The organism is Rathayibacter sp. PhB152, from assembly GCF_003751395.1.
In the GTDB taxonomy this organism is placed as follows: domain Bacteria; phylum Actinomycetota; class Actinomycetes; order Actinomycetales; family Microbacteriaceae; genus Rathayibacter; species Rathayibacter festucae.
Genome location: NZ_RJUT01000003.1, coordinates 415,895 through 434,617 on the forward strand (window position 1 = coordinate 415,895; position 18,723 = coordinate 434,617).

Genomic DNA, 18,723 nt, shown 5'->3' on the forward strand with positions numbered 1-18,723 from the left:
CCTAGGGCGGCGGTCCGGCGGGAGGGCCGTCAGCCGACGGGGATGCGGGCGGGCACCGGCACCAGGGCGTGGGTGATCGCGCTCGAGAGGGTGAAGGCGCTCGAGTCCAGGTGGGAGGGGTGGCCGAGCCGGGTGGCCTCGTTGGCGCGCTGCTTCGCGCCGGACGCCGGACGGATGTCGCCGGAGAGGCTGATCTCGCCGAAGGCCGCGATGCCGGGGCGCAGCGGCGTGTAGGCGTGGGCCGAGGCGATCGCGACGGCGATGGCGAGGTCGGCGGCCGGCTCCATCAGCTTCACGCCGCCCACGGTCGAGACGTAGACGTCGCAGCGGCGGAGCGGGATGCCGGCCTGGCGCTCGAGCACCGCGAGGATCATCGCGACGCGGGAGGCGTCCACGCCGTTGGTCACCCGGCGCGGGTGGTCGCCGTCGTTCGCGATGACGAGGGCCTGGATCTCGACGGGCAGGGCGCGGCGCCCCTCCATCGCGACGGTGACGCAGATGCCCGGGGTGGGGAAGCGGGTGCGGCTGAGGAAGAGGCCGCTGGGGTCGGGGATCTCGGCGATGCCCTCGGCGGTCATCTCGAAGCAGCCGACCTCGTCGGTCGGGCCGAAGCGGTTCTTGAGGGAGCGGACGAAGCGCAGCGCCGTCTGGCGGTCGCCCTCGAAGTGGCAGACGACGTCGACGAGGTGCTCGAGCAGGCGCGGGCCGGCGATCGAGCCGTCCTTGGTGACGTGGCCGACGAGGACGAGGGGCAGCGCGCGCTCCTTGCAGACGCGGATCAGCGTCGCGGCGACCTCGCGGACCTGGCTCGGCCCGCCGGGCAGGCCGTCCACCGTGTCGCTCGCCACGGTCTGCACGGAGTCGACGATCAGGAGGTCCGGGCGGACCTCGTCGATCTGGCCGAGGACGGTGGCGAGGTCGGTCTCGGCCGCGAGGAAGAGGCTGTCGTGCATGGCGCCGGTGCGCTCGGCGCGCATCCGCACCTGGGCGGCGGACTCCTCCGCGCTGACGTAAAGCACGCGCTGGCCCTCGGCGGCGGCGCGGGAGGCGACCTCGAGCAGCAGCGTCGACTTGCCGACGCCGGGCTCGCCGGAGAGGAGGACGACGGCGCCGTTGACGATGCCGCCGCCGAGCACCCGGTCGAGCTCGCCCACGCCGGTGGGCCGATGGGCGGCGGAGGTGGTCTCGATCTGCGTGATCGGCTTGGCGAGCCGCGCCGCAGTGGGGGCGACGGCCGCGACCGCCCGGACGAGACCGGTCCGCTCGGTGCTCTCGATCACGGAGCCCCACTGCTGGCACTCGCCGCAGCGGCCGACCCACTTCGCGGTCGTCCAGCCGCACTCGGAGCAGCGGTAGGCGGCGGTGCGCGTCTTCGAGGAGGCCATGGGGTCCTTCCGGGCCGGGGGAGTGCGGGGCAGTGGTGGAGTGCAGGGCAGTGGTGGAGTGCAGGGCAGTGGTGGAGCGAGGGAGCACCGGCGACGCTACGGCCGGCCTCCGACATCGGAGCGTTCCTTCGAACGTGTCTTCGACACTAGCGGGCACCGCCGACACCCGGACGCGCCGCGCCCGATCGGTGGACAGCCGGGCGGACGTCCCGGTGGGGGAGGAGTCCTGGCGGCACCAGAGCGGCGCGCGGGCGGTGTCGGTCGTCTGCGGGAGACTGAGCCCATGACCTCGACGGTGCACACGCTCAAGTCCGGCCGCGCGCTCGGAGTCGCCTGGGTCGGCCCGGAGGACGCCGAGCACGTCGTCGTGCTCGCGCACCCCGCACCCGGCGCCGCCGGTCTCGACCCCGACCCCGCGGCCACCGCCCGACACGGCGTGCGGCTGCTCTCGTTCGACCGCCCCGGCTACGGTGCCTCGGAGTTGCTGACCGACGTCGATCCCGCCGGCGCCGGTGCCGGGGCGAGCCCGGAGCAGGCCGCCGCCGACATCGCCGAGTACCTGGCCACCGCGGGCATCGCCTCGGTCACCGCGGCCGGCTGGTCGGCGGGCGGCCGCGTCGCCCTCGCCCTCTCGGCCAACTACCCGGGCCTGGTCGGGCGCGTCGCCGTCCTCGGCACTCCCGCGCCCGACGACGCCGTGCCGTGGGTCGGCGAGCAGAACCGGGCGATGCTCGAGCAGCTGCGCGAGCTGCCGGTGGACGAGGCCGTCCGCTCCCTCGCCGCCGCTCTCGACAGCGCGTTCGGGCCGTCGCCCACCCCCGAGTCGCTTCTCGGCGTGCTCGGAGGGGACGCCGCCGACGAGGACGTGCTCGAGGCGCCCGGCGTCCGCGAGCGGCTCCTGGCGATGCTCGAGCGGGCCGTCGCCCAGGGCAACCTCGGCCAGGCCGCGGACATCGTCGGCTACACCCTCCAGGAGTGGGGCTTCGCGGTCGAGACCGTCGACGCCCCGGCGCTCCTCCTCTACGGCGGCGAGGACGCGACCGTCGGCCGCCAGCACGGCGAGTGGTACGCCGCCCGCCTGCCGGATTCGCGCCTCGAGGTCGTGCCCGGCCGAGGCCATCTGCTCGCCGTCTCCGAGTGGGACCGGGTGCTCGCCTTCCTCCTGCCCGAGCCCGCCTGACGCCTCGGCGACGGCCGCACGCCCGCGCTCGGCCGCGGTTCCCGCGCCGATTGGCGGGATTCCGGAGCCTCGCGTACACTCGTCCTCGGTACCGTGTCCGAGCGGCCGAAGGAGCATGTCTCGAAAACATGTGTGGGCTTGCGTCCACCGTGGGTTCAAATCCCACCGGTACCGCCAGTCAGAACCCCCGAGTCAGCGAGAGCGACCGGGGGTTCTGTCGTTCCTGGACCGCGCGACACCGTCGGCGGAGGCGGATGGTGACAGCTGTCGAGCTCTCGAGGACGGGGCCGGTCACGTGGAGCGACAGAGGAAACGCGCCTCTCGTACCCCCGGTGCAGAAGCTGCCTAGGCTCTCGGTCGATGACATGGCGAGAGCTCCTTCTCGCCCGGCGGAGGACGTAGGTCTGCCAGATGACACCGACAGCTCGAGCAGCGATGAGGGGCCTGGCCCATGGAGCATTCGTGGGAATGACGGGCGACAGACGGCGCCTGGGCGAGATGAAGAAGGTGCTTGGTCACCCGACGCCGACCGAGGTCTCATCCATGGAACGCTCGACGCCGAAATCGAAGAAGAATCTGAGCGCTCCGGCACGGTAGAGGCGATCGCTCGAAGCCGATCGTTTCGAGGTCCTCTCCCTCCGGTCGCGATGATCGAGGGATACGAGCGCGTCGTCCCGGGCAGTGCCGAGAAGATCGTCGATGCGCATGTCGCGAATGAACATGCTCGCGCGGGAGCGCTGACTCGGCTCACGAGGGCGGAATCCGTCGGTGTGATCGTCGGAGCGATCGGGTCGCAGCTCCTCGCTGTCGGAGGCCTCGCGGCCGGTGTCGTGCTCATCGTGCAGGGCTTCCCAGCGGAGTCATTGCTCGGCTTCGTCCCTGCGGTGATCAGCTCTGGTGCGCTCGTCGTCTCAGCGGTGAGGGGTAGCGAGGTCGACTAGTCAGGCGACCTGAGCCGACATGCACCGCGGCGAGCCCGATCGGTACCGCCAGTCAGAACCCCCGAGTCAGCGAGAGCCGACCGGGGGTTCTGTCGTTCCCGGGTGCGTCGCTCCTGGCACTCGGGGCGACGACCCTCACGCGGAGATGTGGGTGACCCCCGTCCGAGGCTTCTGCCGGTGGTGGCGCGCATCGTGCTGGAGATGGTTGCGCTGCCATGCTACGTTCGCCGGACTGATGTTGACGTGGACATCCGTGCGGGGGAGATGCCGATCAGGCGCCGCGGCACGAGCACCACAGGTACAAGGAGGTACCCATGAAGATGGACAGGAGAGGGCTTCTCGCCCTCGCGGGCACGGCGGCGCTCACGGGCGCGGTCACGGCGGTCGCCGGGTCGGGCGCGGCACCCGCGCACGCCGCCACCGGCACCGCGGTCGTCGACCCCGGGCAGCGCGGACCCGTGTGGGAGGGCTTCGGCACGGCGCTCTGCTGGTTCGCGCACCGCATCGGCGGCACGCAGGCGGTGCGCGACACCTACGCCGATCTGCTCTTCGACCGCGACAAGGGTCTCGGGCTGAACATCGTCCGCTACAACATCGGCGGCGGCGAGAACCCGGCCTACCCCGGGCACATGGACCTGCGCGCCCGCATCCCCGGCTATCTCGCCTCCGCCACGGCGACCTACGACTGGTCGGCGGACCCGAACCAGCGCTGGTTCCTCCAGGCCGCCAAGTCGCGGATCCCGGCGAGTGAGTTCCTCGCCGAGTCGTTCGCGAACTCGCCACCCTGGTGGATGACGATCTCGGGCAGTGTCACCGGCGGCAGGAACGCCGCCGAGAACCTGCGCACCGACAGCTACGAGGCCTTCGCCCGGTACCTCGTGACGGTCAACGAGCGCTTCCGCACGACCTGGGGTGTGCCCTTCCGCACGCTGTCGCCGGTGAACGAGCCGAGCGCCGCCTACTGGAGCTTCGGCAACCGCCAGGAGGGCAACCGGATGCTCCCGGCCAACCAGGCGACGATGCTGAAGGCCCTGGCGGACGAGCTCGCGCGGCAGGGGTCCCCGACGCGGATCGCGGCGTCGGACGAGACGAGCATCGACGTCGGCCGCGACACGGTGAACAGCTGGTCCGCGCAGACCCGCGGGCTCGTCGGCCAGTACAACGTGCACAGCTACGAGGGCTCGGACCGGACCGGCTTCACGACGGCCGCGCGCGGCGGGCGGATCTGGGACTCCGAGCACGGCAACGGCGACGCGAGCGGCATGACCCTCTCGCAGAACATCCTCTGGGACGTGAAGTGGCTCGGCGCGAGCGCGTTCGCCTACTGGCAGGCGGTCGACTCCGGCGGCTGGGGGATGCTCGACACCGACCTCAACAACGCCTCGGCCGACCTGTCGAGCTACACCCGGAACAAGAAGTTCTGGGCGATGGCGCAGTGGAGCCGCTACATCCGCCGAGGCTACCGGGTGATCGGCGTGAGCGACAACGACACCGTCGCCTTCCACGACGAGGCCGGCCGGCGCGTCGTGCTGGTCACGGTCAACAACACCTCGACGCCGGCGACGGTCACCTACGACCTCAGCCGCTTCGCTCCCGCCACCGCGACCGCCTCGGGGGTGCGCACCAGTGGCTCCCAGGACCTCGCGGCGCTGCCCTCCGCCGCGCTCGCCGGCAACCGGTTCACGGCATCCGCTCCCGCGATGTCGACCACCACGTGGGTCGTCCCCTCGATGACCCTCAACTAGAAGGAGAGTTTCAATGGCGAAACGACGAGGACGGATCCGGCTGGCGCTCATGGCGCTCGCCACGGCGGCGCTGGTCGCGGTCTCGGGCCTGGCGCCCGCGACGGCGGCGCCGCAGACAGTCACGAACGGCACGCAGTTCCTCACCACCCAGGGCCAGCCGATCCACGGGCACGGCGCGGGGCTGCTCAAGGTCGGGCAGTACTACTACTGGGTCGGTCAGAGCACCGACGCGGACAACCGCTTCATCTCGGTTCCGCTCTACCGCTCCACCGACTTCAAGAACTGGGAGTTCCGCGGCGACATCCTCACCAAGAACTCGGCGCCGGAGCTGAACGTCTCCACGATCGAGCGGCCGAAGCTCGTCTACAACGCGGCGACACAGAAGTACGTGCTCTGGATGCACTGGGAGAACGGGCAGAACTACTGGGAGGGCCGGGTCGCGGTCGCGACCTCGAGCACGATCGACGGCTCCTACTCCTACCAGGGCAGCTTCCGGCCGCAGGGCTACGAGTCGCGCGACATGACGGTGTACCAGGACGACGACGGCTCGGCGTACCTCTTCTCGTCGACGGCCATCCCCACCACGAACGCGTCGACGGCGATCTTCAAGCTCAACGCGTCGTACACGAACGTCGAGTCGTTCCAGGGGCTGCACTGGGAGAACCAGTCCCGTGAGGCGCCGACGATCTTCAAGCGCAACGGCGTCTACTTCGCGCTCTCGTCCGGGACCACCGGGTGGAGCCCGAACCAGAATAAGTACTCCACGGCCACGAAGATCACCGGGCCGTGGTCGACGCCGACCGACTTCGGCGGGCCGACCGGCAACCGCTCGCAGCCGACCTACGTCGCGACCATCAGCGGCAGCGCCGGCACGTCCTACCTCTACATGGGCGACCGCTGGGCGGGCGCCAACAACGGAGCGGTCAACGACTCCAGCTACGTCTGGCAGCCGCTGCAGTTCCCGTCGAACACCTCGGTCGCCATGCCGGAAGTGGACGGGGTCGTCATCGACACCGCGGCGGGAACGGTGAACGCCGCCCCGGCGCTGCCGCGATCGACGATCAAGTCGGCGTCGAGCGGACTGTGCGTGAACGTCGCGGACGACTCGACCGCGACCGGCTCGAAGGTGGTCCAGTGGACCTGCGGCAACGGGTCGAACGCCGTGTTCGCCCGGGCGTCGGCCGCCGGCTACCTGCAGTTCCAGACGCAGCACAGCGGGCTCTGCCTCGCGCAGTCCGGGTCCTCGGGCTCCGGCGGCGCGCTGGTGCAGGCGCCCTGCACCTCCGGACAGACGACGCAGTGGCAGGTGAGCGGTCAGACCATCGTCAACCGCGCGAGCGGCGCCTGCCTCGACGTGCCCGACGAGAGCACGACCGCGGGTCGTCAGCTCGGGACCTGGTCCTGCAACGGAGGCAACCACCAGAAGTGGAGCTTCGTCGCCTAGCTGAGGCGTGAGGGTCGCGCGGTGGGGGGAAACCGCCGCGCGACTCCGCGCCTCGTGCGGGGGCGGGCGGGCCCATCGGGTCCGGCGCCCGCCGACCCCCGCCGTGGAACCCCCGGTCAGCGCGAGCCGACCGGGGGTTCCGTCGTGCCCGGGTGAGGGAGCGAGGTTCCGACCCGCCGGGATCCGGATCGAACGGTGGAGCGAGCGATCATTCGTCCGCAGCGATCTCGACCACGCGCCCCGCGTCCCCGGCGGGGCGCCAGACGTAGCTCTTGCTCCGTCGGGAGCGCACGAACAGCCCCGCTTCCTCGAGGCCGAGGAGATCGACTCGAGCGGTCTCTCCTGAGATGCGATGGGTGGTGGCGTGCCCGTGCACCGTGAACTCCGACTGCGGATCGCGGAGTGCCGACTCCAATGCGGCGAGCTGCCGAGGATTGAAGTCGTTCGAACGGCGATCGAGCAGGGCTCTCATGTCCCGAAGTTCAGCGCTCTTGCGTTGCAGGTGTCTCTGCAGATCGTCGAGCGCTCGCGTGCAGACGTCGACATGGAAGGTGAGGAAGTACGTGAGATCGCCGTCGTCGTCCTCGGTGAGCAGGTAAGCGCCTGGGTAACGGGCGGGAGCGTTCTTGAGGATCCGGGAGACGGTGAGGTACTCCGTCACCCAGTAGCCCTGCCGGAGCATGCTCCAGTAGAAGAGGATCCGCGCGGTCCGGCCGTTGCCGTCGGCGAAGTAGTGGTCGTAGCCGACCATGAAGTGCAGGACGATCGAGCGGAGCGGAGCAGGAAGATAGGCCGTGTCGCCGTCCTCGCCGTTCGCGAAACGGCAGAGCGCCTGGAGCCGATCGGCGAGCTCGGCGGCCGGCGGCTGCACATGCAGGATCTGGTCGTCGTCGCCGAAGATGCGGACGCGCTCGTCGCTCTCCTGCTGGAGGCGTCCGGCGTCCTCGGGGTCGTCGAGCGTGCCATCGGTCACGATGCGGTGCAGCTCGAGGACGAGCTCCGGGGTGAGCCGCTCCTCGGTCACCTCGCGGATGCGCTCCATGGCGCGGTAGTTGTTCACGATCATGCGCTCGCTCCTCGTGACGGGACGGCGACCGGAGACGAGCATCTCCTTGGCCACGCGGCGCGAGGTGGAGGCGCCCTCCAGCTGACTGGAGGTGATCGCCTCTTCGATGAGGGAGCTGACGACGTACCGGTCTCGATCGCCCTGGGAGACGGCGAGCTCGGGCATCGAGATCGTGCCGCTCGCGCGGGCCGCGATCTCCTCGCACCTCCGGAGGAGGTGATCGGTGAGCGTGTAAGAGAAGGCCTTGCCGTCCTTCGAGAGGAGGGAGACCGTGCGCAGCCCGGACTGACGACGGAGCTTGAGCGCCGCCCAGAATTCCTGGGCGGTGAGGCCGGCGGGAGGGGTCCGGTAGCGGACCTTGTCCCAGGGCAGGTAGGCGCTGTCGTCGAGATCGGCGCCGACCATCGCCGAGAAGATCCGATCTCGCCCTTCGCCGTGCAGGATCGCGGCCCAGTCGGGGGGCGGCATGGGGACCTTCACCGTCGCACCCACCTCTCGTTGCTCCAGATTCTGTCACGATCTGGAGCAGATCTGGAGTGGGGCGACGCGGGATGCGGGCGAGCGGCCGGTCAGCGGGTGGCGGTAGTTCCCCGGGGCGTGCGGGTGGCGACCGCGTGGGTCAGCAGGGTGGCGGCCACGCCCACGGCGACGCCGATCGCGGTCTCGAGGGCGCGGTCGCGCAGGAGGACGAACTCGTCGGTGTGGTGGGCGAGCTCGACCATCAGGATCGCGAGCGGGGTGATCAGGGCGAGGGTCAGGCCGTAGTTGCGGCCGACGACGAGCTCGGCGAGCATCTGCAGCAGCACGACGACACCGATCGTGGCCAGCGGGGACAGCGGCAGGGCGAGCAGCGCGGCGGCGATCGCGACGCCGATGACGGTGCCGAGCATCCGGTGGCCGGCGCGGACGAGGCGGGCGGTCGCGTCGGCGCCCGAGACCGCCGCGACAGCGGAGACCATCGCCCAGTAGGGGTGGCCGAGGCCGGTCGCGGTGGGGATCGCGCCGGCGATCAGCACGACGGCGCCGAAGCGGAGCATCCCGGCGCGGGTCGTGGAGCGGACGGCGGCGGCGCGGAAGGAGGGTCGCCACGGCGTCGCGGGCAGCAGCCGGGCGCGCGGGGCGGCGATCCCGCTCACTCCGATGAGCAGCGAGAAGGCGGCGGAGGCGGCGGCGAGGGCGAACGCCTCCGGGATCCGCGTCGCCTCGACGGGCACCGACGCGCAGGCGGTGACGGCGAACACCGGGAAGAGCGGGCCGGGCGGGTGCCAGTGCAGGGCGTCGCTGAGATAGGCGGCGCCGGCGGCGGCGAGGGTGACCACCGGGATGATCAGCCAGTCGCGCTGCGGCGACAGGGCGACGGCGGTGCCGATCGTCACCATCGCCACGAGGTAGGCGGCGGCCGAGGCCTGCATCAGCAGGCGCGGGCGGTGGGTGTGCCGGCGGCCGTAGAGCGCGGTGAAGGCGCCGAAGGTGGCGTAGAGGGCGAGGTCGGTGCGGCCGAAGACCCAGAGGAGGAGGAGCGGCACCGCCATCGAGATCCCGGCGCGCAGGGCGACGCGGTGCGCGCCGTCGTGCGGGCCGAAGGCGACGAGCTCGCGGGGGTGCGGCAGGGCGCTGCGGAGGGAGGGGGTGGCGGGCATCGGAGTCCTCGGGTCGGCGGGCGGATCCGAGCGGCAGCGGCCGGAGAGGTCGTTCACGGGTGAACCAGATATACTTTACTCGTGAATCATCTTCTGTCGAGCGACTCGTCGCATCCGGACCCCGACGCGGCTCCGGACGCCGTCGACGAGATCCGCGCGGGCTGGCGCCGGCTGCGGCCCGAGCTGGACACCTCGGCGGTCGATGTCGCCGGGCGGCTGATCCGCGCCTCCGCCCTGCTCGTGCGGGCGACCGAGGAGCGGCTCGCCGTCTTCGAGCTGACCCGCGGCGAGTTCGATGTGCTGACGACGCTGCGCCGGCTCGCCGCGCCGCAGTCGCCGACGACGCTGCGGACGATCGGCCTCGCCTCCGCCCCTGCGGTGACGAAGCGGCTGCACGCGCTCGAGCGCCGCGGGCTGGTGCTGCGGACCGCGAACCCGGCGGACGGGCGCGGCGCGCTGATCGCGCTGACCGCCGAGGGGACCGCGCTGGTCGACGCCGCCTTCCCCGAAGTGCTCGAGGTGGAGCGGGAGCTGCTCGCCGCGGTGCCGGACGCGCTCCGCGACGACGCCGCCCGGGGCCTGCGGGCGGTGCTCGCGAGCATCGAGGCGGCGCCCGAGCGGTGACCGCGCCCGCACGCCGCGGCTACCGTGGAGCCATGCGCCTCACGTCCAGCTTCACCGTGGACACGCGGCCGCCGGTGCTGCAGCTGGTCAAGACGGCGGCGGCGACCGTCGTCACCTGGATCATCGCCGCCCTGATCTTCCCCGGGACGCTGCCCGTCTTCGGCGCCATCGCGGCGCTGCTGGTGGTCGCGCCGAGCGTGAACCAGTCGTTCTCGAAGGCGCTCGAGCGCAGCGTCGGCGTGATCATCGGGGTGGTCGTCGGGTCGCTGATCGGGACCGCCTTCGGCGACGACAGCGCGATCGTCCTCGGGGCGATCGTCGCCGCGATCGCCGTGGGCTGGGCGGTGCGGCTGACGCCCGCCTCCGCCGTGCAGATCCCGATCAGCGCGATGCTCGTGCTCTCGGTCGGCTCGGTGACGCCGAACTACGCCGTCGACCGCATCCTCGAGACGCTGATCGGCGCGGCGGTCGGCATCGTCGTCAACGCGCTGATCGTCCCGCCGATCACGCTGGCGCCGGCCGAGCGGGCCGTCGGCGACCTGACCGCGCAGCTCGCCGCGGCTCTGGACGACCTGGCCGACGTGCTCGAGACGAAGGTCGGCCGCGAGCGGCTCAGCGAGCTGCTGATCAACGCGCGGCTGCTGCAGACCATGCAGACCAAGGCGGAGGAGGCCATCGCCACGGGCGAGGAGTCGCTGCGGCTGAACCCCCGCCGCTCAGCGCACCGCGACCGGCTGCTGGCGCTGGACTCCGTCACTCCGCGGCTCGCCCGCATCGTGACGCGCGTCCGCGGCATGACCCGCACGGTGCACGACCTCTACGACCAGGACCTGGTGGGCGAGCCGACGATCGGGGACATCGCGGTGCAGCTGCACCGAGCGGCGCACGACCTGCGGCTGCTTGTGCAGTCCTCGGTCGCGGTGCCGGAGCCGGAGCCGATCACCGACGAGCTGCCGGCGCTCACCGCCCCGCTCGTCATCGTGACCCCGCACCCGGAGCACTGGATCCTGCTGGGGGCGCTCGCCGAGGACCTGCGTCGCATCCGCGAGGAGATCGTGGGCGAGGAGTCCTGAGCGGGCTCCGCGCTCAGCGTGCGGTGGGCGTGTCGAACAGGCCGGGCCCGGAGTCGCCGTCTCCGGCATCGGTGTCGGACTCCTGCAGCGCGGCCGGGTCGGTGGCCTCGGCGTGCTGGGTCTTGCCCTCCGCGATCAGCGAGTCGTCGTCGACGAGGATGCCGGCGAGCTCGGTCACCCGGCCGCGGAGGGCGCCCAGCGGGTCGTCGATCGGGGCGTCCTCCTGCGAGCGGTCGACCTCGTCGTCCGGGAAGCGGCGGAGCTCGGCCTCGTCGCGGTCGGGCTGCGGGGCGCGGGCGTGCTCGACGCAGAGCCGGGCGACCTCCTCCGCGTGGGCGTGCATCACGGAGTGCGAGGCGTCCGGGATCTCCCAGGCGCGCGCGTGCGGGATCGCCTCGGCGACCTCCTCGGCCCACTCCCGCGGGACGAGGCGGTCGAACTCGCCGCGGATGACCAGCGTGGAGGCGCTGATCCGGGGCAGGACGTCCTCGATCCGGTACTGCATCATCTCGGGCAGCACCCGCGAGAACCAGCGCGGGCCGCAGAGCAGGTAGGCCGCGGCGGCGAGGACGGCGACCTGCACCGGCTCGCGGACGCTCGACTGGGCGAAGCGCCAGGCGGCGATCGGGATGCGGCGCTCGTGCGGGTTCATCACCGGGCCGAGCAGGACGATCGTGGTGAGCTCGGGGCGGCGGGCGGCGAGCTCGGCGACGACCTGCGTGCCCATCGAGTGGCCGAGGACGACCGGGTCGTCGAGGCCGAGGTCGTCGATGACGGCGCCGACCAGCTCGGCGTAGTCGCCGATGGTCATGTGCCGGGCGTTCGGCGGGTGCGGGACGCCGCCGAAGCCGGGCAGGTCGAGGGCGTGCACGGGGCCGAACTCGTTGAGCGCCGGGGCGAGCCGCTCGAAGTAGGTGGCGGCGACGCCGATGCCCGGGACGAGGACGAAGGTGCGCTCGCCGGTGTGGCCGACCGTGTTGACCCGGGCGTAGACGTCGCCGCGGCGGACGCGGAGGACGGAGACGTCGGTGTTCTTGTAGCGGCGACGCGGGTCGCGCCGGCGGGAGCGCGTGGTGGAGAAGACGTCGCGCAGGCCGTGGCGGACGCTCGTGGCGAGGGCGCGCAGGGGGCGGCCGGGGTAGGGCACGGGCGCCTCCTCGGGTGTCGCGGCGCAGCGGCCTGGCGGGAACGGGTCGGGGGAGAGCCTAGGCGCTGGCCGATCCGCTCAGATCAGCATGTCCTCGGAGCGGTGGAGGATCAGCCGGGCCGGCCCGATGTGGAGGAGGCCGTTGGTGAGCGGGGCGCAGCGCACGCCCCCGCGGCGCCGCATCGCCTTGAAGGCGCCGGGCGCGAGCGAGACGTCCATCCAGGCGCAGGGGTTGGCCGGGCGGCCGCCCTGGAACTCGATCCGCTCGCCGCCCTGCTCCACCGCGAAGGTGCGGCCGGCGAGCGCGTCGATGTCGGCGCCGCGCACGATGATGTTGCGGCGGGTGTCGGCGGGGTCGAACGCGGCACGGCCGAGCTCCGCCGCGACGTGCTCGAGCGACTCGATCGCGAAGAGGGTGACCGCGGCGGTGCGATGCGCGCGCTGGGCGAAGTAGCGGTCGCCGACGATGCCGAGTCCCGCGCGGATCTCGATCCGCTCGGGCTGCTCGTTGCCCTCGGAGGGGATCGGGCCGTCGGCCGGCCGGCCCTCGAACCGGTGCAGCGGCGAGACGACGAAGCGCACGAGCTCGATCGCGGCGGCCTCCATGACTGCCACGGTACGCGGGCCCGGGCGGGCGCCCGCTCGATTCGCGGCGGGGCTCCCCGATGTGTATAGTCGTACCTCGTTGCGTGCGCCCCCCAAGGCCACGCGATGGACTGCGCCCGTAGCTCAACGGATAGAGCATCTGACTACGGATCAGAAGGTTGGGGGTTCGAATCCCTCCGGGCGCACTCTGGTTGAGACAGAACAGGACGGCCCGCTTCGGCGGGCCGTTCTTGGTTGAACGGCTCATTCACGATGCAGCCTCCGCCTCGGACCAGGGGATGCTGTCGCCCTCCTCCGCCAGCGCGGCGTCGAAGGCCTCCACATCTTCTGCGTCCTCGAGAGCGTCCCTCATCCGCTCGTACTGCTCGGGGCTGATGAGCACGGCTTCCGGACGTCCTCGGCGCATGATGACGACGGTCTCGGTGCGTGAGCGGATGATCAGTTCGGAGAAGTTCGCGCACGCGTCGGTGACGCTGATGGTCGACATGCTTCGAGCGTACGTTCGGCCGTCGGGGCATCCGCGGTTCGGCGCCGAGGGGCGTGCAGTCCGACGTCCGGGGGCTGCTCGCGGGACGTCGCGCGCCAGCTCGGGTGCGGGGCGGCGGCGGCGCGAGGGGGAGGGCTAGCGTCGTCGGGGCGGGATCTCGCACAACTCGGGTTCCGGTCTCGTGCGGTGGACGGTTGCGGCGGGGAGGGTGGCCCTGCATACTCAAAACCATACGATGCAAGGTTTTGGGTGCGACCGCTCGATTCCGCACACTCGATGACGAGAGGGAACGATCATGACGACGTCCAGCGGATCCGCGGCGGGGATGCCCTCGGGCATGACCACCGCGACGGCGACGGTGCGGGGGCACCACGCGTTCTCCGAGCCGACCGAGCCTGCGACGAAGGGCTACGTCTTCTGGCTGCTCGCGGCGCAGCTGATCTTCTTCATCGCCCTGCTCGGGCCGGCGGTCGTCGGCATCGGCCTGAAGATCCAGTCGCTCGTCGAGTCGGGCGAGATCGCGCAGGACGGCGCGACCGGCGCGGCGGCGGTGCTCGGCGGCTTCGGCGCCCTCTTCGCCACGATCGCGAACGTCGTCGTCGGCCGGCTCTCCGACCGCACGACGAGCCGCTTCGGCCGCCGCCGGATCTGGATCGTGACCGGCACGGTGCTGATGACGGTCGCCTTCGCGATCATGGCGCTCGCCCCCACCCTGCTCGTCGCCACCGTCGGCTGGTCGCTCGCCCAGCTCGGCGCGAACATGACGCTCGCCCCCTTCACCGCGACGCTCGCCGACCAGGTGCCGAAGTTCCAGCGCGGGAAGATCACCGCGGCGCTCGGCATCGCGCAGAACGTCGGCATCCTCGGCGGCACCTACGTCGCCCAGGCGTTCGCCGGACAGCTGGTCGTGATGTTCGTCGCCCCGTCGATCCTCGCGATCGTCGCCATGGTCGTCTTCGCGGTCGTGCTGCCCGACAAGCGCCTGCCCCAGGCGCCGCCGCGCGCGACGCTGCGCGACTGGGCCGAGACCTTCTGGGTCAGCCCGGTGAAGAACCCCGACTACGCGCTGGCCTGGTGGTCGCGCTTCCTGATCATCTTCGCGAGCTTCGGCTTCACCACCTTCCGCTTCTTCTACCTCCTCAACCACATCGGCGTGGAGGAGGGGAGCATCCCGGCCGTGATCACCACCAGCGTGCTGATCTACACGGTGACCCTCGTCGGCGCGAGCTACTTCGCCGGCTGGCTCTCCGACCGGATCGGGCGCCGCAAGGTGTTCGTCTGGAGCTCGACCGCGCTCTTCGCGGTCGGCACCTTCGCGCTGATCTTCGTGCAGGACATCGGCGCCTTCTACGTCCTCGAGGCGGTCCTCGGACTCGCCTACGGCATCTACGTCGGCGTCGACCTCGCGCTCGTCGTCGACGTGCTGCCGAACCCCGACGACTCCGGCAAGGACCTCGGCGTCTTCAACATCGCCAACGCGCTGCCGCAGACGCTCGCGCCGCTGGTCGGCGGCATCCTCGTCTACGTCAGCGACCCGACCGGCAACAACTACGGGCTGTGGTTCACGGTCTGCGCACTGGCCGCGGTGGTCGGCGCGCTCGTCATCCTCCCCATCAAGAAAGTCCGATAGGCCTTTCTCAGACGTCCATAGGACAGGCTGGTCGGAGACGACAGTTCTGCCCGCACCACCATCACCAGTGAAAGCGACATCGATCATGACTCTGCCCCTGGCCTCCATCCAGCTCTACACGCTGGCCAAGGAGTTCTCCGAGGACCCGAACGGCTCGCTCGAGAAGCTCGCGGCGATCGGACTGAAGAACGTCGAGGCGTTCGACTTCGTCCGCCGCCCCGCCGAGATCCGCGCCGCGCTCGACGCGAGCGGTCTCGCCTCGCCGACCGGCCACGCTCCGCTGCTCTCCGACGAGCTGTGGACGCCGGACGGCTCCATCCCCACGCCCGCCCCCGAGGTCGTCTTCGAGGCGGCCGCGCAGATCGGCATCCAGACGGTCATCGACCCGTTCGTCTCGGCCGAGCGCTGGCTGACCGAGGACGGCGTGGCGGACATCGCCGACCGCCTGAACAAGGCCGCCGAGGTCGCCGCGACCTTCGGCCTGAAGGTCGGCTACCACAACCACGCGCAGGAGTTCATCGCCTCCTTCGACGGCGAGACCGCCTACGAGCGCTTCGTCGCGACGACCGACGAGCGCGTCGAGATCGAGCTGGACCTGTTCTGGGCGCTGACCGGCGGCCAGGACGGCCCCGCGCTGGTGTCGAAGCTGGGCTCGCGCCTGGTCGCGGTGCACGTCAAGGACGGCATCGCTCCGGCCGAGAACCCGTTCGCTCCCGGTGCGGCGGCCTTCGGCTCGGACACCCTCGACCAGCGCCGCCCGGGCGAGGGCGACGTGCCGCTCGTCGAGGCGCTCAAGGCCGGCGAGGGCGCCATCAAGTACGCCGTCATCGAGTACGACAACGCCCCCGGCGACGTCTTCGCGGACATCCAGGCGAGCTACGACTTCCTCGTGAAGGGCGGGTACGCGGCATGAGCGGGCCCATCGGCATCGGCGTCATCGGCGTCGGCGTCATCAGCGACACCTACCTCGAGAACCTCGCGTCCTTCCCGGACGTCCAGGTGCTCATCGTCGGCGACCTGCTGCTCGACCGGGCGAAGAGCCAGGCCGAGAAGCACGGCGTCCCCGCCTGGGGCTCGGCGGAGGACGTCCTCGCGCACGCCGGCGTGCAGGTCGTCGTCAACCTGACCATCCCCGCCGCGCACGTCGAGGTCTCGGCCGCGGCGATCGCCGCGGGCAAGCACGTCTGGAGCGAGAAGCCGCTGGGCCTGGACCGCGCCGGCACCGCGCAGCTGCTGCAGGACGCCGCCGCCAAGGGGCTGCGCGTCGGCTCGGCGCCGGACACGCTGCTCGGCCCGGGCTTCCAGACCGCGAAGCGCGCGATCGCGGACGGCGTGATCGGCGAGCCGATGTTCGCGTCCACCGTCTTCCAGACGGTCGGACCGGACCTGTGGCACCCGAGCCCGGCCTTCCTCTTCGCGGAGGGCGCGGGCCCGTTGCTGGACATGGGGCCGTACTACTTCACCGGACTCGTCAGCCTCTTCGGACCGGTCCAGCGGGTCGCGGCCCTCGGGCGGAAGAAGCTCGAGGAGCGGGTCATCCGCTCCGGCCCCGACGCGGGGACGACGTTCCCGGTCGAGGTGCCCACCTCGCTGCAGGTGCTGACCTCGTTCGCGGCCGGGCCGCAGGCGTCGAGCCTGCTCAGCTTCGACTCCGCGCTCGAGCGCCACGGCGTCTTCGAGATCCACGGCACGGAGGGGTCGATCGTGATCCCGGACCCGAACCAGTTCGAGGGGCGCACCGCGTACGTGAAGGCCCGCACCTCGATCGCCGACGGCCAGTGGGGCGAGCAGGAGTGGACCGAGATCGAGCAGAAGGGCACGGTCGTCGGCCGCGGCCTCGGACTGCTCGACATGGTCCGCGCGATCGCCGAGGACCGCCCGCACGTGGCCACCGGCGAGCTCGGCTTCCACGTGCTCGACGTCATGCTGTCGGCGCAGGAGTCGGCCGAGAGCGGCGAGTTCGTCGCGATCGACAGCACGCTGTCCGCGCCGGTACCCGCGGTGCCGGTGGACTTCGACCCGTTCGCGCAGACGCTCTGACGCGCTGACGGTCTCGCCGTGGCCCCCGCTCTCCACTCTCGGAGGGCGGGGGCTTCGGCGTGGGTGGGTCTCGCTACGGTGCTGCGCACAACATCAGCTGAGAGCAACCGGCCTCCTCTGTCAGCCGAGGGACCCCCTTCTCAGCTGATGTTGTGCGCGGCTGCGGCGGCAGAACATCGGCTGGAAGCGCTTGTCATCGCTGATGGGCGAGGAGACGGATTCCTGGCTGATGTTCTGCGTCCGCGTCGGACGATGACGACATCGGAGGGGCCGCTGCAGGGCCGCCGTGCTGAGGATGTGGGTCTCGATACGCCGCTGCGCGGCTACTCGACCAGGATGCGGGGGCGCTGCGCGGCTGCTCGACCGGCATGGAGGGGGGCGCTGCGCGGCTGCTCGGCCGGCGTGCAGTGCGCGTCAGGGGGGCGGGGGCGTCAGCTCGCGGCGGAGGCGGGCGAGGGTGTCGCGGAGGCGGGTCTTGACGGTGCCGATCGGCAGGCCGAGCTCGGTGGCGATCTCGGCGTGGGTCAGGCCGCGGACGTAGGCGAGGAAGAGCAGGTCGCGGTGCTTCGGCGCGAGACGGCGGATCTCGGCGGCGGCGCGGCTGAACTCGCCGACGATCTCGCCGTGCGACTCCGCCTCGTCGATCTCGCGGAGGTAGCTGTGGATCGCGTACCGGTGGTCGCGCTCGCGGGAGGACTGAGAGGCGCGGACCCGGTCGATCGCGCGGCGGCGTGCGATCACGGCGACGAGGTGCTGCTGCTCCTCCAGGACCGCGTGCCGGCCGACGGAGCGCCAGAGCTCGAAGTAGGTCTCCTGCGCGACCTCCTCGGCCTGCGCGTGATCCTGCAGGATGCCGACCGTGATCGAGCGGACGCGGCGCACGGTCCGCTCGTAGAGCCGGCGGAACGCGGCGTGGTCGCCGTCGGCGAGGCCCGGGACGAGGCCCTCCGGAGCGGACAGGGCGTCGGCGGTCACGGAGCGCTCAGCACCCGGCGGACCCCAGGCTGCCTTCGGAGTGCGGACGGAGCTCCTCCGCCAGGCGCTCGAACGCGGCGACGGCCTCGTCGTTGCTGACCTGGCCGGCGTCGACGCCGTCCGCGATGCGGAGGATCTCGAGCTTGCGGTCGGCGCGGGCGGCCGTGTCCAGACCCGCGGTGCCGACGGCGGCGGTGGCCTGGACGCGGGCCACGATGGTGCGCACCTGCCAGCGGCGACTGTTGAACGACATCCTTGCGACCTCCTCGATCGACCCCGTGCATCATTCGGAGCCGCGGCTCTGTCCGATGGGTGTCGGGGAGGAGGAGGGAGTCAGGGCAACTGGTCCTCGAGGTGGAAGACCTCGGTCAGCTGCAGGAAGCCGGTGTCGGGGGCTCCGTCGAGCTCGACGAAGAACTCGGCCATCTCGGCCTGCCAGCGGGCGTTGACCTCGGTGGCGGCCATCCCGGCGCGGGCGGCCTCGAGCGACGGGGTCTCGAAGTACCCGATCAGGAGGCCGTCGGGGCGGAGGAAGAGGGAGTAGTTGTTCCAGCCGGTGGCCTTCAGGGCGGCGGCCATGTCGGGCCAGATGGCCGCGTGGCGGCGGGTGTACTCGGGGATGCGCTCCGGTCGCACCTGGAGCTGGAAGCAGACGCGCTGCATGGGGTGGGGCCTTTCGGTGGGGGATCTCGATACGCGCCCTGCGGGCGCTACTCGATCAGCATGAACGGGGTCGCCCT

At 71.6% G+C, this 18,723-nt stretch carries 18 protein-coding genes and 2 tRNA genes; 10 read left to right on the plus strand and 10 right to left on the minus strand.

All coding sequences use genetic code 11. The features are described 5' to 3' along the window. Window positions 1-29: 29 nt before the first annotated feature. Window positions 30-1,385: a DNA repair protein RadA gene (gene radA / locus EDF36_RS08785; RefSeq protein WP_123705510.1), complete on the minus strand. Its 1,356-nt coding sequence runs from the start codon at window positions 1,383-1,385 to the stop codon at window positions 30-32. A gap of 283 nt (window positions 1,386-1,668) precedes the next feature. Between radA and EDF36_RS08790 the strand changes: the two genes are divergently transcribed. After that, a complete protein-coding gene (locus EDF36_RS08790; RefSeq protein WP_123732700.1) occupies window positions 1,669-2,565 on the plus strand; it encodes an alpha/beta fold hydrolase in 897 nt (298 codons plus the stop codon). A gap of 87 nt (window positions 2,566-2,652) precedes the next feature. Beyond that, window positions 2,653-2,742: transfer RNA gene (locus EDF36_RS08795), tRNA-Ser, on the plus strand. Between the two features lie 338 nt (window positions 2,743-3,080). Here EDF36_RS08795 and EDF36_RS08800 read toward each other — a convergent pair. Continuing rightward, complete coding sequence (locus EDF36_RS08800) at window positions 3,081-3,272, minus strand: hypothetical protein (protein WP_148060002.1); 192 nt, start codon at window positions 3,270-3,272, stop codon at window positions 3,081-3,083. Between the two features lie 548 nt (window positions 3,273-3,820). Between EDF36_RS08800 and EDF36_RS08805 the strand changes: the two genes are divergently transcribed. After that, a complete protein-coding gene (locus EDF36_RS08805) occupies window positions 3,821-5,251 on the plus strand; it encodes a glycoside hydrolase (RefSeq protein WP_123732702.1) in 1,431 nt (476 codons plus the stop codon). A gap of 13 nt (window positions 5,252-5,264) precedes the next feature. After that, complete coding sequence (locus EDF36_RS08810; protein WP_221181627.1) at window positions 5,265-6,695, plus strand: RICIN domain-containing protein; 1,431 nt, start codon at window positions 5,265-5,267, stop codon at window positions 6,693-6,695. Between the two features lie 208 nt (window positions 6,696-6,903). Here the strand turns inward: EDF36_RS08810 and EDF36_RS08815 are convergent, their stop codons facing one another. Together EDF36_RS08815 and EDF36_RS08820 are read right to left on the minus strand one after the other, a co-directional pair. Further along, window positions 6,904-8,229: a Fic family protein gene (locus tag EDF36_RS08815; RefSeq protein WP_260300637.1), complete on the minus strand. Its 1,326-nt coding sequence runs from the start codon at window positions 8,227-8,229 to the stop codon at window positions 6,904-6,906. Between the two features lie 101 nt (window positions 8,230-8,330). Beyond that, a complete protein-coding gene (locus EDF36_RS08820) occupies window positions 8,331-9,401 on the minus strand; it encodes an FUSC family protein (protein WP_148060003.1) in 1,071 nt (356 codons plus the stop codon). An 81-nt stretch (window positions 9,402-9,482) separates the two neighbouring features. Between EDF36_RS08820 and EDF36_RS08825 the strand changes: the two genes are divergently transcribed. Beyond that, a complete protein-coding gene (locus tag EDF36_RS08825; RefSeq protein ID WP_123732705.1) occupies window positions 9,483-10,025 on the plus strand; it encodes a MarR family winged helix-turn-helix transcriptional regulator in 543 nt (180 codons plus the stop codon). A gap of 32 nt (window positions 10,026-10,057) precedes the next feature. Further along, complete coding sequence (locus tag EDF36_RS08830) at window positions 10,058-11,098, plus strand: aromatic acid exporter family protein (RefSeq protein WP_123732706.1); 1,041 nt, start codon at window positions 10,058-10,060, stop codon at window positions 11,096-11,098. Between the two features lie 13 nt (window positions 11,099-11,111). Here EDF36_RS08830 and EDF36_RS08835 read toward each other — a convergent pair whose 3' ends face one another. Both EDF36_RS08835 and EDF36_RS08840 read right to left on the minus strand, forming a co-directional pair. Further along, a complete protein-coding gene (locus tag EDF36_RS08835; protein WP_123732707.1) occupies window positions 11,112-12,245 on the minus strand; it encodes an alpha/beta fold hydrolase in 1,134 nt (377 codons plus the stop codon). A 78-nt stretch (window positions 12,246-12,323) separates the two neighbouring features. Next, on the minus strand, window positions 12,324-12,851 hold the full coding sequence (locus tag EDF36_RS08840) for an MOSC domain-containing protein (RefSeq protein WP_123446774.1): 528 nt from the start codon (window positions 12,849-12,851) through the stop codon (window positions 12,324-12,326). Window positions 12,852-12,963: 112 nt separating this feature from the next. Here EDF36_RS08840 and EDF36_RS08845 point away from each other — a divergent pair. Next, window positions 12,964-13,036 (plus strand) — tRNA-Arg (locus EDF36_RS08845). A 62-nt stretch (window positions 13,037-13,098) separates the two neighbouring features. On the opposite strand, the gene EDF36_RS08850 is transcribed toward EDF36_RS08845, so the two are convergent. Then, window positions 13,099-13,338, minus strand: a complete 240-nt coding sequence (locus EDF36_RS08850) for a type II toxin-antitoxin system Phd/YefM family antitoxin (protein WP_123705501.1) — start codon at window positions 13,336-13,338, stop codon at window positions 13,099-13,101. Window positions 13,339-13,633: 295 nt separating this feature from the next. On the opposite strand from EDF36_RS08850, the gene EDF36_RS08855 reads away from it, so the two are divergent. The 3 genes from EDF36_RS08855 (at window position 13,634) to EDF36_RS08865 (ending at window position 17,008) form a co-directional block, all read left to right on the plus strand. Then, on the plus strand, window positions 13,634-14,968 hold the full coding sequence (locus EDF36_RS08855) for an MFS transporter (protein ID WP_208110589.1): 1,335 nt from the start codon (window positions 13,634-13,636) through the stop codon (window positions 14,966-14,968). Window positions 14,969-15,053: 85 nt separating this feature from the next. Next, entirely contained in the window at window positions 15,054-15,881 is an 828-nt protein-coding gene (locus EDF36_RS08860; protein ID WP_123705500.1) for a sugar phosphate isomerase/epimerase, read from the plus strand. After that, complete coding sequence (locus tag EDF36_RS08865) at window positions 15,878-17,008, plus strand: Gfo/Idh/MocA family protein (RefSeq protein ID WP_123732708.1); 1,131 nt, start codon at window positions 15,878-15,880, stop codon at window positions 17,006-17,008. Before EDF36_RS08860 ends, EDF36_RS08865 begins: the two co-directional genes overlap by 4 nt. A 414-nt stretch (window positions 17,009-17,422) precedes the next feature. Here EDF36_RS08865 and EDF36_RS08870 read toward each other — a convergent pair whose 3' ends face one another. From EDF36_RS08870 to EDF36_RS08880, 3 genes are all read right to left on the minus strand, one after another. Next, window positions 17,423-17,983 (minus strand): sigma-70 family RNA polymerase sigma factor, encoded by a 561-nt coding sequence (locus EDF36_RS08870; protein WP_123732709.1) that lies wholly within the window; start codon window positions 17,981-17,983, stop codon window positions 17,423-17,425. Between the two features lie 7 nt (window positions 17,984-17,990). Further along, entirely contained in the window at window positions 17,991-18,236 is a 246-nt protein-coding gene (locus EDF36_RS08875; protein ID WP_123732710.1) for a hypothetical protein, read from the minus strand. An 80-nt stretch (window positions 18,237-18,316) separates the two neighbouring features. Then, window positions 18,317-18,646, minus strand: coding sequence for an L-rhamnose mutarotase (locus tag EDF36_RS08880; RefSeq protein ID WP_123705497.1), 330 nt, complete (start codon window positions 18,644-18,646; stop codon window positions 18,317-18,319). Window positions 18,647-18,723: the final 77 nt, after the last annotated feature.